Here is a 16,097-nt window from a genome sequence, read left to right as displayed (position 1 = left end):
ACATGCCCACGACGACTTTCGAACCCGGCTCCCCCGAGGCGAAGGCCGAGCAGGAGCGACTGGCGGCCGCGGCGCGCCGGCGCAGCCCGTGGACCGGCCCGGTCCGGATCGCCACGGTGGTGCTCGGGGCCGGGGTGATCGGGATGGGCACGATCAGCGTGGTGACGCTGTTCGCCACCCGGGTCAGCACCGAGTCCCTCACCGTGACCGACCGGATCACCGCGATGCGGGTGGACGTGGAGTCCGGCGACGTGGTGATCCGAGACGGGGCGCCGGGTGATCCGGTCACCCTCGAGGTGCGGACCACCTCGTCGCTGACCGACGCCCGGTGGACGCACTCGGTCCAGCAGGGTGTCCTCGCCCTGGAAGGCGGCTGCAGCGGTGGCTGGCCGATCGACAACTGCTCGGTCGACTACCAGGTCGTCGTGCCCCCCGACGTGAAGGTGGACGTGACCACGGGCGCCGGCGACGCCACGGTCACCGGCCTGACCGGGGCCACGAAGGTGCGCACCGGCTCCGGCGACATCCGGCTGGGCACCATCGGCGGCGACATCGAGGCCCGTACCGGCAGCGGCGACCTGCGCGCCACCCAGCTCGACTCGGCCCGGGCCGAGCTCCGCACCGGCTCCGGCGACCTGTCCGCCGACTTCACCGCGCAGACCACCCAGGTGCGCGCCCGCACCGGCTCCGGCGACATCCGGACCTCGTTCAGCGTGGCGCCCCCCACCGTCGAGCTGCGCACCGGCTCCGGCGACGTCGGGGTCAGCCTGCCCCAGGACGGCACGTCGTACGACGTCACCGGGCACACCGGCAGCGGCGACCGGAAGATCGACGTCCCGACCGGCAGCGCGAAGAACCGGATCTCGGCCACCACCGGCTCCGGCGACGTGCACATCGGGTTCGACTGGAAGGTCTCGTCCCGGCCCTCGAACGGCTGATTTCACGCCGGACCAGCAGGCCTGCGGATAGTTGACGGCTTGACCGCAATTCCGGCGGAAGAAATGGGACGGAACGTGTTTCAAGACCCGCGCACGGGGTATCACTAAGGGCGAGGAGTGGCGAAACCGCGAGATCCGAGGAGGCGGAGCCTACAACTCAGCCGCAAGGCGCCGAGGTCCTGCCGCCGAGAGGGACACCCGTTCGCGGGTGAGGCGGGAGGGCGCAGCAGATGGCGGGCCAGGTCGTCCACGCCGATCAGGTGGGTCAAGCGTGTGGGCGGCCCGGCCAGGCTGATGGTCGAGGTCGAAGCACGAACAGCCGGTGTGAACTCACGCGCTGAACGGTTGCATGCCGGGCGGTGCGGATTCCAGCCAAGTGGCGAATCCGGTGTAGTCCGACCGCGTCATGGCCAGCTCGACGATCTCCGGATCGTCCAGACCGTAGGTACATCGAACGATCACTGCCCCCGGCAGGATCGAGTGCACGTCCTGCTCACCGGGCTGCTTCCACTCCAGCAGATCGAGCTGCGAGCGGATCAGCACCCGAGTCGGTCGTGGGCTGACCGTGAAGATCCGGAACCACTCGAGGCGGTCCTCCCCGTACCGCGCGACGCCCAGGATCCAGGCGCTCGCGCGGCGGGGGTGCTCGCGTCTCAGCGAGCAGTCGAACGTGGCGCCGTTACGGGCCAGAAGGTAACGGCGCAGGATGAACAGAGCAAGGACCAAGCCGAACAGGACGAGGAGGGCACCCAGAATCTCGAGCGGGGCTACCAACTGTCCCAACTACGGCCGGGCCCGGACTCAGCGGGCCGAGTCGGGGACGAGGCTCGCGGTGTCGGCGACCACCGTCACCCGGTCGTGGTCGATGGAGAGGAACCCACCGTCCTCGACCTGGGCGATCACGGTCTCGCCGGCCTCACCGCGGATCGTGACCCGACCGGGGGCGAGCAGCGCCAGCGTGGGCTCGTGACCGGTGAGCACACCGATCTCGCCCTCGCTGGTCCGGGCGATCACCATCCGGGCCGCGCCCGTCCAGACCTTCGCCTCGGCACTCACCAGTTCTACCTGGAGCGGCACGACGGTTCCTCCGTGTTCCTCAACCCGTCACCCGCTCCGAAACGTGGGTGCGAGCGCTGTCGACACAATATCGGCTCTGTCGAGCCGGATGCGGGGGTCGGCCCGACCGGGCCGGCCCCCACACTCGATGACCGGATCAGGCGCCGGTCTTCTTCTGGATCTCGGCCCACTTGCGCTCGACGTCGTCCAGGCCACCGCACATGAAGAAGGCCTGCTCGGCGACGTGGTCGAACTCGCCGTCGCAGATCCGCGTAAAGGCGTCCACGGTCTCGTCGACCGGGACGGTCGAACCCTCGATACCGGTGAACTGCTTGGCCACGTAGGTGTTCTGCGACAGGAACCGCTGGATCCGGCGGGCCCGGTTGACGACGATCTTGTCCTCCTCGGACAGTTCGTCGACACCCAGGATCGCGATGATGTCCTGCAGTTCCTTGTTGCGCTGCAGGATCTGCTTGACCCGCACCGCGGTGTTGTAGTGGTCGGCCCCGATGTACCGCGGGTCCAGGATGCGCGACGTCGAGGTCAGCGGGTCCACGGCGGGGTAGATACCCATCGACGCGATCTCGCGGGAGAGCTCGGTGGTCGCGTCCAGGTGCGCGAACGTGGTGGCCGGGGCCGGGTCGGTGTAGTCGTCGGCCGGCACGTAGATCGCCTGCATCGAGGTGATCGAGTGACCCCGGGTCGAGGTGATGCGCTCCTGCAGGAGGCCCATCTCGTCGGCCAGGTTCGGCTGGTAACCCACGGCCGACGGCATACGGCCGAGCAGCGTGGAGACCTCGGAACCGGCCTGGGTGAACCGGAAGATGTTGTCGATGAAGAGCAGCACGTCCTGGCTCTGCACGTCGCGGAAGTACTCCGCCATCGTCAGGGCCGAGAGGGCCACGCGCAGACGCGTGCCCGGCGGCTCGTCCATCTGGCCGAAGACCAGCGCGGTGTTCGGGAGAACGCCGGCCTCTTCCATCTCGACGATGAGGTCGTTGCCCTCACGGGTGCGCTCACCGACACCGGCGAACACCGAGACACCACCGTGGTCGCGGGCGACCCGGGCGATCATCTCCTGGATCAGCACGGTCTTGCCGACGCCGGCGCCACCGAACAGGCCGATCTTCCCACCCTGCACGTACGGGGTGAGCAGGTCGATGACCTTGATGCCGGTCTGGAACATCTCGGTCTTGGACTCGAGCTGGTCGAAGGCCGGGGCCTTGCGGTGGATCGGCCAGCGCTCGGTGACCTCGAAGGTGTCGTCACCCTCGAGGTTCAGCACCTCGCCGATCGCGTTGAAGACGCGGCCCTTGGTGACGTCACCGACCGGGACGCTGATCGGCGACCCGCTGTCGGCGACGGACATGCCACGGACCAGGCCGTCGGTCGGCTTCAGGGCGATCGCGCGGACCAGGTTGTCCCCGATGAACTGGGCGACCTCCAGCCACAGCCGGATGTCACCACCGTTCAGCGTGTAGTCGATGTACAGGGCGTTGTACATCGCGGGCAGCTGGCCCTGCGGGAACTCGATGTCGACGACGGGGCCGATGACCCGGGCCACCCGGCCGACGCCGGCCTGGCCGCTGGTCGCACCCGTTTCGGTGACGGTGGCGGTCATTTGACTCTTCTCTCTGTCATGGCTTCAGGTGACTCGGACACGGCGGGCATCAGCTGGCGAGCGCGTCGGCGCCGCCGACGATCTCGCTGATCTCCTGGGTGATCTCCGCCTGGCGGGCCTGGTTGGCCAGCCGGGTGTACATACGGATCAGTTCCTTGGCGTTGTCCGAGGCGGACTTCATCGCGCGCTGGCGGGAGGCCAGCTCGCTGGCCGAGGCCTGCAGCAGCGCGTTGAAGATCCGGCTGTTCACGTACTTCGGCAGCAGCGCGTCGAGCACGTCCGCCGAGTTGGGCTCGAAGGCGTACAGCGGCAGCTTCTCGTCCGGGGCCGGCGGCTCGATCGAGTCGACGACCTCCAGCGGCAGCAGCCGGATGATCTCCGGCTGCTGGCTCACCATGCTGACGAACCGCGTGTAGACGACGTGGATCTCGTCGACGCCGCCGTCCTCGTAGTCCTTGACGAATGCCTCGACCAGGGTGTTGCCGATGGTGTCGGCAGCTTCGTAGGTCGGGGCGTCGGAGAAGCCCGTCCACTCCCCCGCGATGTCACGCTTACGGAAGCGCAGGAAGGCGACACCCTTGCGTCCGGTGACGTAGGTGACCACCTCCTTGCCCTCGGCCGTGAGGCGCTCGCGCAACTGCTCGCTCGCCTTCAGCGCGTTCGAGGAGTAGGCGCCCGCCATACCGCGGTCGGCCGTGACCACCAGGATCGCGGCGCGGCGGACGTTCTCCTTCTCCGTGGTGAGGATGTGGTCCACGTCGGAGTAGGTCGCGACCGCCGACACCGCACGGGTGATCGCCTGTGCGTACGGGGTGGAGGAGGCCACGGCCGCCCGCGCCTTGGAGATACGCGACGAAGCGATCAGCTCCATCGCGCGGAAGATCTTCTCCAGCGACGCGGTCGACCGGATCCGGGCCCGGTAGACCCTCTGCTGCCCTGCCATCTGGCTCTAGCTCCTTATGCCGGTGGCGTCGTCAGTGGCTCTGCCGGACGATCTTCTCCTGGGAGATCTCGCCGTCCGCGGTCGCTTCGTACTCCTCGTCGACGGTGCCCACGATGCCTTCGTCGGAACCGGCCTGGAAGGTCTGCGCGAACGCCTCGACCTCCTTCTCCAGGCTGGCCGCGGTGTCGTCGCTGAACTGCAGCGTCTCGCCGATCGTGCTGAGCACGTCGGTGTTGCGGCGCAGGTGGTCGAGGAACTCCTGCTCGAACCGGCGCACGTCACCGACCTCGACGTCGTCGAGGTAGCCGTTGACGCCGAGCCAGATCGAGACGACCTGCTCCTCGGTCGCGTAGGGCGAGTACTGCGGCTGCTTGAACAGCTCCATCAGCCGCTGACCACGGGCCAGCTGCTGCTTGGAGGCGGCGTCCAGGTCGGAGGCGAACAGGGCGAACGCCTCGAGCGCGCGGTACTGCGCCAGCTCGATCTTGAGCGAGCCGGTGACCTTCTTCATCGCCTTGGTCATGGCCGAGCCACCGACCCGGGAGACCGAGATACCGACGTCGACCGCCGGGCGCTGGTTGGCGTTGAACAGGTCCGACTGCAGGAACAGCTGGCCGTCGGTGATCGAGATGACGTTGGTCGGGATGTAGGCCGACACGTCGTTGGCCTTGGTCTCGACGATCGGCAGACCGGTCATCGAGCCGTGGCCCAGCTCGTCGGACAGCTTCGCGCAACGCTCCAGCAGACGGGAGTGCAGGTAGAAGACGTCACCCGGGTAGGCCTCACGGCCCGGCGGACGGCGCAGCAGCAGCGACACGGCGCGGTAGGCCTCGGCCTGCTTGCTCAGGTCGTCGAAGACGATCAGGACGTGCTTGCCGGCGTACATCCAGTGCTGGCCGATGGCCGAGCCGGTGTACGGGGCGAGGTACTTGAAGCCGGCCGGGTCGGACGCCGGGGCGGCGACGATGGTGGTGTACTCCAGCGCGCCGGCCGCCTCGAGCGAGCCCCGGATCGACGCGATGGTCGAGCCCTTCTGGCCGATCGCGACGTAGATGCAGCGGACCTGCTTGTCCGGGTCGCCGCTCTCCCAGTTGCGCTTCTGGTTGATGATCGTGTCGATCGCGATCGCGGTCTTGCCGGTCTGGCGGTCGCCGATGATCAGCTGGCGCTGGCCGCGGCCGATCGGGGTCAGCGAGTCGATCGCCTTGATCCCGGTCTGCATCGGCTCGTGCACCGACTTACGCTGCATGACGCCCGGCGCCTGCAGCTCCAGGGCCCGGCGGCCCTCGGAGGCGATCTCGCCCAGGCCGTCGATCGGCGCACCCAGCGGGTCCACCACGCGGCCGAGGAAGGCGTCGCCGACCGGGACGGAGAGAACCTCTCCGGTCCGCTTGACCTCCTGGCCCTCCTCCAGGCCGCTGAACTCACCGAGAACGACGACGCCGATCTCGTTGACGTCCAGGTTCTGCGCCAGGCCGAGCGTGCCGTCCTCGAACAGCAGCAGCTCGTTGGCCATCACGCTGGGCAGGCCCTCGACCCGGGCGATGCCGTCGGCCGCCTCGGAGATGATGCCGACCTCTTCGCGGCTGGCCGTGTCCGGGTCGTAGGACTGTACGAAGGCGTCCAGCGCGTCCCGGATCTCGTCCGGACGGATCGTCAGCTCCGCCATCTGGATCCCCTGCTCTCTCGTCGTTGTCCGGCGTGAGCCGGGCCGTGGGTCTTCTTCTTTTTCTTGCTACTTACCTATGCCTGTGTGCGTACATCATCGCGCGCCGCGGCGCACAGCTGTGACCAGGTGGTCAGCAGCTGTGCGACGGGTCAGCCTGCGATGGTCCGCCGGGCCGTGTTCAGCCTGCTCAGCACCGTGCTGTCGATCAGCTCACCGGCCACCATGATCCGCAGCCCACCCATGACCTCGGGGTCGAGGTCGAGGTTGATGCGGATGTCACGGCCGTAGAGCCGGCGCAGCGCCGTGCTCAGCCGGGCCCGCTGGCCCTCGGTGAGCGGCGTGGCCGCGACCACGTCCGCCACCAGCTGCCGCCGACGGGCGGCGGCAGCCTCCAGGAACTTCTCCAGCACCTGCTCCACCCGGCGACCTCGCGGGGAGGTCACCGCCTGGGCCGCCAGGCGCAGGGTCTCCGGAGCCACCTTGCCGACCAGCAGCTGGTGCACCAGCTGGCGCTTGCGGTCGGAGCCCGGCGTCCGGATCGCGAACGCGTCCCGCAGCGAGACGTCACCCGCGATCGTGCGACCGAAGCGGAACAGCTCGTCCTCGACCCGGTCGAGACGCTCGGCCCGCTCGGCGCCGAAGAGCGCGGCGGTGACCGCCAGGCCCTCGAGCGCCTCGGTCAGGTCCGAGGAGTCCGACCACTGGGAGCGGACCAGTCCGGAGACCAGGTCCAGGGCCGGCCCGGAGACTTTGCCCTCCAGCAGCCGGGCCGCCAGGGCGGCCCGGGTCTCGGCCGGCCGCGACGACTCGGTCAGGGCCCGGCGCAGGGCGGCGTTGGAGACCACCAGGTCGGTGACCGCGAACAGGTCGTCCGCGAGCCGGGCCGCGTCGGTACCGACGGAGTTGAGCAGCATCTCCAGCCGGTCCTGCCCGGCGGCGAGCGCCACCCGGCTCGGGCCCTGCATCCGCACCTGCGCCGCCATCAGGAGACCCGGCCCGAGGTGGGGGCCGTCTCGGCCTGCTCGAGCTCGTCCAGGAAGCGGTCGATCACCCGCGACTGCCGGGCCGAGTCCTGGAGGGACTCACCGACGATGCGCGAGGCCAGGTCCGTGGCCAGGGCACCGACGTCGGACCGCAGCTGCACGACCGCCTGCTGCCGCTCGGCAGCGACCTGCTGCTGGGCGGAGGAGACGATCCGGGCCGCCTCGGCCTGGGCCTGCTCCCGCATCTCCGCGACGATCTGCGCACCCTGGGTGCGCGCCTCCTCGCGGATCCGGCCGGCCTCGGCGCGAGCCTCGGCCAGCTGGCTCTGGTACTCGTCCAGAGCGGCGGCAGCCTCGGCCTGGGCCTGGGCCGCCTTCTCGATGCCACCCTCGATCTCGGCCGTACGCTCGGCGTAGACCGCCTCGAGGCGAGGCACCACGTACTTCTTCATCACGTAGTAGACGATCGCGAAGAAGACGAGGCTGAGGATCAGTTCCGACGGGTGCGGAACGATCGGCAGCTCCGAGCCCCAGCCAGTTGCGTGGCCAACCTCTTCGGCGTCACCTGCTGCAATGAGCGGTTGTGCAATCACAGTGTCACCCTCCTTCCCGTCGGGTCAGCGGAAAAAAGGATGGTCACTCGCGGAAGAGGAAGGCGAAGACCAGACCCAGCAGGGCCAGCGCCTCGGTCAGGGCGAAGCCGGTGAACGCGATGGTCTGCAGCACGCTGCGGGACTCGGGCTGACGGGCCACACCCTGGATGTAGGCGGCGAAGATCAGACCCACGCCGATGCCGGGGCCGATCGCGGCGATACCGTAGCCAAGGAATGCGATGTTGCCGGTCATTGCAGTTTCCTGCCTTTCGGGTTGTTGCCTGAGGGGCTCAGGCAGTTGTCAGTGCGCGTCCGACGACGGGCACCGGCGGAAGATCAGTGCTCGTCGGCGACGGCACCGGCGATGTAAACGCAGGCCAGGAGCACGAAGACGTACGCCTGGAGGCACTGGACGATGACCTCGAAGCCGAACATGACCAGCGAGAACGCGTAGGCGAAGACGCCGGTCGCGTTGAGGAAGAGGCCATCCGCCTGGAAGAGCAGGTATTCGCCACCGAGGGCGAAGACCATGAGCATGAGGTGCCCGGCGAACATGTTGCCGAACAGTCGCAGCGCCATGGTGAGCGGCCGGTTGACCACGTACGTGAGGAACTCGATGAACCACACCAGCGGGACGACCCAGGCCGGCAGGCCCGAAGGCACGAAGCTCTTCAGCCAGCCGATCGGGCCGTGCTTACGGATACCGACCGCGTGGTAGGTGATGTAGACGATCGCGGTGAGCACGATCGCGTAGCCGATCCGGCTGAAGGTCGGGAAGTTGATGAACGGGACGATCCCGGCCAGGTTGTTGATCAGCACGACCGTGAAGAGCGCGAACATCAGCGGCAGGAACGGCTTGAAGTGGTCCGCGCCGATGATGTCGCGGGCCAGGCCGTTACGGACGAAGCTGTAGGCGCTCTCGACGTAGAACTGGCCCTTGCCGGGCACCAGCTTCATGTTCCGGGTCAGCACCAGCAGCACCACGGACAGGACGACCGCGATTGCCGCGAAGACGACCATCGACCGGGTCAGAGCGAAGGCGCCGTCCCCGATCAGGGGCTGCCAGAACTCCACCTCACTGGGCGCGTGGAAGCCTCCTTCGCCTCCACCACCGGCGGCCACGTAAGTCACGGTCGCTCCTCCAAGCTCAATGCTTCGTTGCGGATTCAGCCATTCAGCCCGAGAGGCCTGGCGGCAGATCGTGCGGTACCGGCCAGGGCCGATGGGCGGCCCTGGGGTGTTACAAGCTCTGTGGTTTGTTACTCGTTCAGCTGCGTTACGGGTTCGGGGGAAGACGGGCTCGGGCGTTGCAGCTCGTAGCCGGCGGAGACCTTCAGCGGGCACTCCGCAGTCATGGCGGGTGCCCTCAGCAGGGTCTACTCGTCATCCATCTGGCTTGACACTATCAGTCATGTAGGGCGGTTCTGCCGCCACCCCCCAGCAAGGGCTCAAGAACCCCTGCTACGGGTGCAACGGGCAGCACCCGAACGGGTTAGTCGCGTGCATCCCTGTCGTCGTACAGCGGCTGACGAAGCTTGAGCGCTCCGCGCATGTGACCTCCGATCCAGCCCACCAGACCGGCCCCGAGACCGGCCGCGGCGGCCGGGCCGACCAGCCAGGCGGTCTCGTCGAGCAGCAGGAAGGCGGCCCACATCAGGCCGATGACCAGCGAATACGTCATGAAGGCGAGGCCCATGCCGAGCCACGGCTCGGTCATCCGGAGCTGGAAGTGCAGCATCGTGGTGAAGGTCAGGGCAACCAGCGCGAGCCCGGCCCCGAACAGGGCGGAGACGCCCTCGTCACGGCCCACGACGAAGGCCCCGGCACCGGTCAGACCGCCCAGCACAAGAGCCGGGACGAGTGCTGCAAGCCACAGCGCGGTCACCGGCTCGGCGGCCCGGGAGACCTTCCGGCCGGACTTCACGTCGGACATATTCATGATCCGTTCATTCCTGAGTTCACGCCGGCACCGCTACGGTGCGTGTCCGGTCGGTCATCGCGGTCTTCCGCGGACCCACCGGGCCCCTCAGCCGAACGAACCTGACGGGCAGCCGGTTTCGTGACTCCGGTCGCTCCCGGGGAGTCCGGGTCGGCCGGGGGCCGCGGCAGGGCCGGGTCGGCCGGTATGACGACAGTTGCGGAGCGTTGCCCGGCGCCGGGTACGGCGGTGGCCGCCATCTGCCGCCAGCGCCGCGGCCCGATGGTCAGGACCAGCGCGCAGATCACCGCGGCCCCTCCGACCAGTAGGGCCGTGGCCGGGGGCACCAGGGCGAACAGGGCCACCCCGAAGCCGACCGTGGCCGTCCAGAAGTAGAGGATCAGCACCGCGCCGGCATGGCTGTGACCGAGGCTGAGCATCCGGTGGTGCAGGTGCAATTTGTCCGGCTGCCAGGGCATCTTGCCCGCCCGGGTGCGCCGCAGGATGGCCAGCAGCAGATCGATGAGCGGTAGCGCCAGCACGGCGAGCGGCAGCACCAGCGGCATGAAGGCCGGGACGATCCGGATGTCCTCCAGCTGCGAGGGCTCGACCGTGCCGGTGATCGCCACCGTGGAGGTGGCCATCAGCAGGCCCAGCAGCATCGAGCCGCTGTCGCCCATGAAGATCCGCGCCGGGTTGAAGTTGTGCGGCAGGAAGCCCAGGCAGGAACCCACCAGGGCGGCGGTGATCACCGAGGCCAGCGAGGCGTAGTCGCCCGGCGACGAGTTCACCGCCAGCGCGTAGGAGTAGATGAAGAACGCCGTGCCGGCGATCGCCACCATCCCCGCGGCCAGGCCGTCGAGGCCGTCGACGAAGTTCACCGCGTTGATCGTCACCATGATCGCCACCACGGTGACCACGATCAGCAGCATCCGCGACGGGATGAAGGTGCCGAAGATCGGCAGCGAGATCAGCTGGATGCCCTGCCAGGCCATGATCCCGGCGGCCAGCATCTGCCCGGCCGCCTTGGTGACCGCGTCGAGCTCCCAGAGGTCGTCGAAGACCCCGAGCAGGCAGACCGCGCCGGCCGAGAGGAGCACCACGTAGGCCGTGCGGCCGGCGAAGACCGCCTCGAAGAAGGGCACCTGGGACGCGGTGAGCATGGCCACCGCGATGCCGAAGTAGATCGCCGCGCCGCCCAGGCGCGGGATCGGCACGGTGTGCACGTCCCGCTCACGCAGGGCGGTCACCGCTCCCACCCGCCGGGCGATGCGCCGCACCGCCGGGGTGGTCAGGTAGGTGACCGTGGCCGCGATCAGCAGGACGAAAAGGTAACCCCTCACTGCGCCGCCTCACCCAGACCCAGGGTCGCCGGGACCACCGAGCGCAGGTCTTCCAGAGTGACCGCCCCCTGGCGCACCACCCGGGGCACCGGCGCCGTGCAGTCGACGATGGTCGAGGCCACGCCGAGCTCGGCCGGGCCGCCGTCGAGGTAGACCGCCACCGAGTCGCCCAGCATGTCCTGCGCCTGCTGACAGGTCAGGGCCGCGTCGTGGCCGGTGAGATTGGCACTGGAGACCGCCATCGGCCCGGTGCGCTCCAGCAGCTCCAGGGCCACCGGGTGCAGCGGCATCCGCAGCGCCACCGTGCCGTTGGTCTCGCCCAGGTCCCACCGCAGGGTGGGCATCGAGCGGGTGATGATGGTCAGCGCGCCGGGCCAGAACGCCTCGGCCAGCGCGCGGATGTCGGCGGTGATGCCGGCCGCGATGCCGTCCAGGGTGCGCACGTGCGGCACCAGCACCGGCGGCGGCATGGCCCGGCCGCGGCCCTTCGCGGCCAGCAGGGCGGACACCGCCTCGGCGTCGAAGGCGTCGCAGCCGATGCCGTACACGGTGTCGGTCGGCAGAACGACGAGATCACCTTCCGCGACGACGTCGGCAGCTTTGGCGATCCCGCGCGAACGCTGGACCTCCAGGGCGCAGTCGAAACGCACACTCACCCCCCGAGTGTGGCACTACCTGGGCCCGGAACGCTCATTCCCGCCCGCTCAGCCCGCCCTACGGGCAACCAGAGCACGGTCACGGCCGGTCAGGTCACGCTGCGTGTTCACGTCGATCCACTCCGGTGTGGCGGTGAGCGCGCGGCCCCCGGCGCCCTGGACGTCGGCATGCTCCATCACCAACAGCCCGCCCGGACGCAGCAGCCCGGCGGCGGCCGCGACCACCCCGCGCGGGATGGCCAGACCGTCGTCCCCTCCCCCGTACAGCGCCAGTACCGGGTCGTGGTCGCGCACCTCCGGCTCGGTCGGTTCCGCGTCCGGCGGGATGTACGGCGGGTTGGCCACCACGATGTCCACCGCGCCGGCCAGATCGGCCAGCAGGTGCTCGTGGGCGCGCACCGCGTCTCCGGCGCGCAGCTCGACCCGCGAGCCCAGGGCCTCGATGTTGCGCCGTGCCCACTCCACCGCGGGCGGATCCAGCTCCACCGCCACCACCCGCGCGTCGGGCACCTCGTCGGCCACCGCCAGCGCGATCGCCCCGGAGCCGGTGCACAGGTCCACGATCAGCGGGTGCTCGAGCGCCACCCCGGCCTCGATCGCCAGCCCGGCCACCCACTCGGTCTCCACCCGGGGCACGAAGACCCCCGGCCCGACCAGGAGTTCGAGCCGGCGGAAGCCCGCCGAACCGGTCAGGTGCTGCAGCGGAACGCGTTTCGCCCGCTGCTCGAGAAGCCCGGCCACCCGGGCGTTCTCGTCGCTGCTCAGCTGGTAGCCGAGGATCACCCGGCGGGCCAGGTCGCGGCGTTCCACCCCGAGCCCGTGGGCCACCAGGATGTTCGCGTCGGCCGACGGCGAGGGCACGCCGGCCTCGGCCAGAGCGGTCACCGCGGCGGCGAGAACGTGCTTCAGCTCGGGCATCTCAGTTCGCGGCCTGCAGCGCGGCCAGCTGGGCGCTCTCGTCGGCGTCCAGGCAGGACTGGATCACCGGGCCGAGCTCGCCGTCCAGGACCTGGTCGAGGTTGTAGGCCTTGAAACCGGTGCGGTGGTCGGCGATCCGGTTCTCCGGGAAGTTGTAGGTGCGGATCCGCTCGGACCGGTCGACCGTGCGCACCTGCGAGCGCCGGGCCTGCGAGGCCTCCGCCGCCGCGGCCTCGACCTGGATGGCGTGCAGCCGGGCGCGCAGGATCCGCATGGCCTGCTCCTTGTTCTGCAGCTGCGACTTCTCGTTCTGGCAGGAGGCCACCACCCCGGTGGGCAGGTGGGTGATCCGCACCGCCGAGTCGGTGGTGTTGACGCTCTGGCCGCCCGGTCCGGAGGAGCGGTACACGTCGATCCGCAGGTCGTTGGCGTCGATCTCGACCTCGACGGCCTCGTCCGGCTCGGGCAGCACCAGCACGCCGGCGGCCGAGGTGTGGATGCGCCCCTGGGACTCGGTGACCGGGACCCGCTGCACCCGGTGCACGCCGCCCTCGTACTTCAGCTTCGCGAAGATGCCCTCGCCCGGTCCGGGGGTGCCCTTGTACTTCACCGCGACCGAGATGTCCTTGTACCCGCCCAGGTCGCTCTCGGTGGAGTCGAGGACCTCGGTACGCCAGCCGTTGCGCTCGGCGTAGCGCAGGTACATCCGCAGCAGGTCGCCGGCGAACAGGGCCGACTCCTCGCCGCCCTCGCCCGCCTTGATCTCCAGGATCACGTCGCGGGAGTCGTCCGGGTCGCGCGGGATCAGCAGCCGGTGCAGCCGCTCGCGGGCGTGCTCCAGCGCCGACTCCAGCGCCGGGATCTCCTCGGCGAACGCACTGTCCTCGGCGGCCAGTTCGCGGGCGGCCTGCAGGTCGTCCAGGGCGCTGCGCCACTCCTCGTGGCCCGCGTGCACGGCCCCCAGCTCGGCGTACCGGCGCCCGAGCTTGCGGGCCCGGCCGGCGTCGGCGTGGATGGCCGGGTCGGCGAGCTGGCGCTCCAGCTCCTCGTACTCGTACAGCAGCGGCTCGACGGCCGCCTGCGCGGACTCGTCCGGGGTGAGCTGGGCCATGTTCGCCTTCTTCTGAGGTGCAACCGAAAAAGCAACCACCAACGGACGTCGGACGCCCCTACGGAGGCGGGTCACCCGTCCATTGTTGGAAAGTACCTACGGACAAACGACGACGCCGGTCGCCGCCCCCGCGAGAGGGGCCACGACCGGCGTCTGCTCGGCTACTTGCCGGAGTCCTTCTTGCCGTACCGCTGCTGGAAGCGGGCGACCCGGCCACCGGTGTCCAGGATGCGCTGCTTGCCCGTGTAGAACGGGTGGCAGGCGCTGCAGGTCTCGGTGGAGATCTGACCGCTGGTGGCGGTGCTGCGGGTCTCGAAGGTCGAACCGCAGGCGCACTTGACCGTGGTGGCCACGTACTGCGGGTGGATGTCGTTCTTCAACTGTCTCTCCTCAGTCTTGCCGCCGGGTCGTGCGGCACGGGGCGCGCCGCTCGTGAACCGGAGCCTTGAGTAAGTCTGCCAGAACAGCAGACGGGAGCCATAACCGCGGATCCCCCGGGAGCATTCCCGCCGGGAGATCCGCGGTCGGGGCTATTCGCCGCTGGGCGAGGTCTTCTGCACCTGCATCAGGAACTCGGCGTTGCTCGAGCTCTTCTTGGTGCGGTCGAGCAGCAGCTCGATGGCCTGCTGGGGCTCGAGGGCGCCCATCACCCGGCGCAGGCGGTAGATCACGCCGAGCTCCTCCTTGCCCATCAGGATCTCTTCCCGGCGGGTGCTGGAGGCGTTCACGTCCACGGCGGGGAAGATCCGCTTGTCGGCCAGCTGGCGCGACAGCTTCACCTCCATGTTGCCGGTGCCCTTGAACTCCTCGAAGATCACCTCGTCCATCTTCGAGCCGGTCTCGACCAGCGCGGTGGCCAGGATGGTCAGCGACCCGCCGTGCTCGATGTTCCGGGCGGCGCCGAAGAACCGCTTCGGCGGGTACAGCGCGCTGGAGTCGACACCACCGGACAGGATCCGGCCCGAGGCGGGGGCGGCCAGGTTGTAGGCGCGGCCCAGCCGGGTGATCGAGTCGAGCAGGACGACCACGTCGTGGCCGAGCTCGACCAGGCGCTTGGCCCGCTCGATCGACAGCTCGGCGACGGCCGTGTGGTCGTCGGCCGGCCGGTCGAAGGTGGAGGCGATGACCTCACCCTTGACCGTGCGCTGCATGTCGGTGACCTCTTCGGGCCGCTCGTCGATCAGCACGACCATGAGGTGGCACTCGGGGTTGTTGCGGGTGATCGCGTTGGCGATCGCCTGCAGGATCAGCGTCTTGCCGGCCTTCGGCGGCGAGACGATGAGACCGCGCTGGCCCTTGCCGATCGGCGCCACCAGGTCGATGATCCGGGTGGAGATGATGTTCGGCTCGGTCTCCAGCCGCAGGCGCTCCTGCGGGTAGAGCGGGGTGAGCTTGTTGAACTCCGGCCGGGCGCGCGCCTCTTCGGGGGCGCTGCCGTTGACCGTGTCGAGCCGGACCAGGGCGTTGAACTTCTGCCGCTGGTTGGCCTGCTCGCCCTCGCGGGGCTGGCGGACCGCCCCGGTGACCGCGTCACCCTTGCGCAGACCGTACTTCTTGACCTGGCCGAGCGAGACGTAGACGTCGTTCGGGCCGGGCAGGTAGCCGGAAGTACGCAGGAAGGCGTACGAGTCGAGCACGTCGAGGATGCCGGCCACCGGGACGACCACGTCGTCCTCGCTGACCTCCGGCTCGTCGACCCCACCGGGCTCGCCGTCACGACCCCGGCCGCGCTTGCGGTCCCGGAAGCGACGGCCCCGGCGACGGCCCCGGCCGTCCTCGTCGTCGTCCTCGTCGTTGCTGCTGCGACGCGGCTGGGAGTTGTTGCGGCCCTGGCTGTCCCGGCTGCCCTCGCGGTCGGCGTCCTTGGCGGCGCCGTCGCGGTCGGCGGGCCGGTTGCCCGAACGGCCTTCGGAACGCTCGGCCCGCTCGGCCCGGTCCGGACGCTCGGCCCGCTCCGTGCGCTCGGCCCGCTCGGTGCGGTCGGCCCGCTCCGTGCGCTCGGCGCGGTCGGTGCGCTCAGTACGGTCGGCCCGCTCGGTGCGACCCCGGCCGCGACCCCGGGTGGGGCGCTCGGCGGGAGCCTCGGCGGCCTCGACGGGCTCGGCGACCGGCTCGGCCACCTTCGCCGCGACCTCGGGCTCGGCGGCGGCCGCAGCCGCGGCGGCGGCCCGGCTGCGACGGCCGGAGGTGCCGGTGGCCGGGGCGGCGGGGGCCTCGATCAGGGCCTCCTGCGCAGGCTGCTCGGCCGGCGCCTCGGCGGCGGCCGCAGCGGCGGAGGTACGGCGGGTGGGGGGCGGGGCGCCCCCCCCGGGGGCCGGCCCGCGGGGGGGGGGGGGGGGGGGGGCGGG

17 protein-coding genes are annotated in these 16,097 nt (G+C 70.0%); 1 reads left to right on the top strand and 16 read right to left on the bottom strand.

The annotated features are described in order from the left end of the window. Positions 1-2: 2 nt before the first annotated feature. Complete coding sequence (locus tag LWF15_RS26305) at positions 3-938, top strand: DUF4097 family beta strand repeat-containing protein (RefSeq protein WP_232813616.1); 936 nt, start codon at positions 3-5, stop codon at positions 936-938. Positions 939-1,268: 330 nt separating this feature from the next. Here the strand turns inward: LWF15_RS26305 and LWF15_RS26300 are convergent, their stop codons facing one another. The 16 genes from LWF15_RS26300 to rho form a co-directional block, all read right to left on the bottom strand. Continuing rightward, positions 1,269-1,712 (bottom strand): DUF2550 domain-containing protein, encoded by a 444-nt coding sequence (locus tag LWF15_RS26300; RefSeq protein ID WP_269810857.1) that lies wholly within the window; start codon positions 1,710-1,712, stop codon positions 1,269-1,271. 27 nt (positions 1,713-1,739) lie between these two features. After that, entirely contained in the window at positions 1,740-1,955 is a 216-nt protein-coding gene (locus LWF15_RS26295; protein ID WP_408624071.1) for a F0F1 ATP synthase subunit epsilon, read from the bottom strand. Between the two features lie 196 nt (positions 1,956-2,151). After that, positions 2,152-3,615 (bottom strand): F0F1 ATP synthase subunit beta, encoded by a 1,464-nt coding sequence (gene atpD / locus LWF15_RS26290; protein WP_232813613.1) that lies wholly within the window; start codon positions 3,613-3,615, stop codon positions 2,152-2,154. Between the two features lie 49 nt (positions 3,616-3,664). Next, positions 3,665-4,558, bottom strand: a complete 894-nt coding sequence (locus LWF15_RS26285) for a F0F1 ATP synthase subunit gamma (RefSeq protein WP_232813612.1) — start codon at positions 4,556-4,558, stop codon at positions 3,665-3,667. A 31-nt stretch (positions 4,559-4,589) separates the two neighbouring features. Next, complete coding sequence (gene atpA, locus LWF15_RS26280; protein WP_232813611.1) at positions 4,590-6,227, bottom strand: F0F1 ATP synthase subunit alpha; 1,638 nt, start codon at positions 6,225-6,227, stop codon at positions 4,590-4,592. Between the two features lie 149 nt (positions 6,228-6,376). Continuing rightward, entirely contained in the window at positions 6,377-7,210 is an 834-nt protein-coding gene (locus LWF15_RS26275) for a F0F1 ATP synthase subunit delta (protein ID WP_232813610.1), read from the bottom strand. After that, on the bottom strand, positions 7,210-7,803 hold the full coding sequence (locus tag LWF15_RS26270; RefSeq protein WP_232813609.1) for a F0F1 ATP synthase subunit B: 594 nt from the start codon (positions 7,801-7,803) through the stop codon (positions 7,210-7,212). Before LWF15_RS26270 ends, LWF15_RS26275 begins: the two co-directional genes overlap by 1 nt. Positions 7,804-7,846: 43 nt before the next feature. Beyond that, positions 7,847-8,056 carry an ATP synthase F0 subunit C gene (atpE, locus tag LWF15_RS26265; RefSeq protein WP_232813608.1) on the bottom strand — a complete coding sequence of 70 codons (210 nt, stop codon included), beginning with the start codon at positions 8,054-8,056 and terminating at the stop codon, positions 7,847-7,849. An 83-nt stretch (positions 8,057-8,139) separates the two neighbouring features. Next, a complete protein-coding gene (gene atpB, locus LWF15_RS26260; protein WP_232813607.1) occupies positions 8,140-8,934 on the bottom strand; it encodes a F0F1 ATP synthase subunit A in 795 nt (264 codons plus the stop codon). A 361-nt stretch (positions 8,935-9,295) separates the two neighbouring features. After that, a complete protein-coding gene (locus LWF15_RS26255) occupies positions 9,296-9,742 on the bottom strand; it encodes a hypothetical protein (RefSeq protein ID WP_232813606.1) in 447 nt (148 codons plus the stop codon). Further along, positions 9,739-11,064, bottom strand: coding sequence for a glycosyltransferase family 4 protein (locus LWF15_RS26250; RefSeq protein ID WP_232813605.1), 1,326 nt, complete (start codon positions 11,062-11,064; stop codon positions 9,739-9,741). Before LWF15_RS26250 ends, LWF15_RS26255 begins: the two co-directional genes overlap by 4 nt. Beyond that, positions 11,061-11,720, bottom strand: a complete 660-nt coding sequence (locus tag LWF15_RS26245; RefSeq protein WP_232813604.1) for an L-threonylcarbamoyladenylate synthase — start codon at positions 11,718-11,720, stop codon at positions 11,061-11,063. Before LWF15_RS26245 ends, LWF15_RS26250 begins: the two co-directional genes overlap by 4 nt. A gap of 48 nt (positions 11,721-11,768) precedes the next feature. Further along, entirely contained in the window at positions 11,769-12,638 is an 870-nt protein-coding gene (gene prmC, locus LWF15_RS26240; RefSeq protein WP_232813603.1) for a peptide chain release factor N(5)-glutamine methyltransferase, read from the bottom strand. 1 nt (position 12,639) lies between these two features. Beyond that, entirely contained in the window at positions 12,640-13,749 is a 1,110-nt protein-coding gene (gene prfA, locus LWF15_RS26235; protein WP_232813602.1) for a peptide chain release factor 1, read from the bottom strand. Between the two features lie 161 nt (positions 13,750-13,910). Next, on the bottom strand, positions 13,911-14,129 hold the full coding sequence (gene rpmE, locus LWF15_RS26230) for a 50S ribosomal protein L31 (protein ID WP_232813601.1): 219 nt from the start codon (positions 14,127-14,129) through the stop codon (positions 13,911-13,913). A gap of 150 nt (positions 14,130-14,279) precedes the next feature. Then, positions 14,280-16,097: transcription termination factor Rho (rho, locus tag LWF15_RS26225; protein ID WP_332879931.1), on the bottom strand; the 1,818-nt coding region annotated here is incomplete at its 5' end.

It is taken from the genome of Kineosporia rhizophila (genome assembly GCF_021277265.1).
GTDB classification, from domain to species: Bacteria; Actinomycetota; Actinomycetes; order Actinomycetales; family Kineosporiaceae; genus Kineosporia; species Kineosporia rhizophila.
This window is presented reverse-complemented; position numbering and strand designations above follow the sequence as displayed.

What these genes read in the sequence shown, in the direction of transcription:
- LWF15_RS26255 (WP_232813606.1), bottom strand. Translation starts at nt 9,742, where the DNA reads ATGAATATGTCCGACGTGAAGTCCGGCCGGAAGGTCTCCCGGGCCGCC.
- LWF15_RS26295 (WP_408624071.1), bottom strand. Translation starts at nt 1,955, where the DNA reads ATGGTGATCGCCCGGACCAGCGAGGGCGAGATCGGTGTGCTCACCGGT.
- prmC (WP_232813603.1), bottom strand. Translation starts at nt 12,638, where the DNA reads ATGCCCGAGCTGAAGCACGTTCTCGCCGCCGCGGTGACCGCTCTGGCC.
- atpA (WP_232813611.1), bottom strand. Translation starts at nt 6,227, where the DNA reads ATGGCGGAGCTGACGATCCGTCCGGACGAGATCCGGGACGCGCTGGAC.
- atpE (WP_232813608.1), bottom strand. Translation starts at nt 8,056, where the DNA reads ATGACCGGCAACATCGCATTCCTTGGCTACGGTATCGCCGCGATCGGC.
- LWF15_RS26285 (WP_232813612.1), bottom strand. Translation starts at nt 4,558, where the DNA reads ATGGCAGGGCAGCAGAGGGTCTACCGGGCCCGGATCCGGTCGACCGCG.
- prfA (WP_232813602.1), bottom strand. Translation starts at nt 13,749, where the DNA reads ATGGCCCAGCTCACCCCGGACGAGTCCGCGCAGGCGGCCGTCGAGCCG.
- atpD (WP_232813613.1), bottom strand. Translation starts at nt 3,615, where the DNA reads ATGACCGCCACCGTCACCGAAACGGGTGCGACCAGCGGCCAGGCCGGC.
- LWF15_RS26275 (WP_232813610.1), bottom strand. Translation starts at nt 7,210, where the DNA reads ATGGCGGCGCAGGTGCGGATGCAGGGCCCGAGCCGGGTGGCGCTCGCC.
- LWF15_RS26305 (WP_232813616.1), top strand. Translation starts at nt 3, where the DNA reads ATGCCCACGACGACTTTCGAACCCGGCTCCCCCGAGGCGAAGGCCGAG.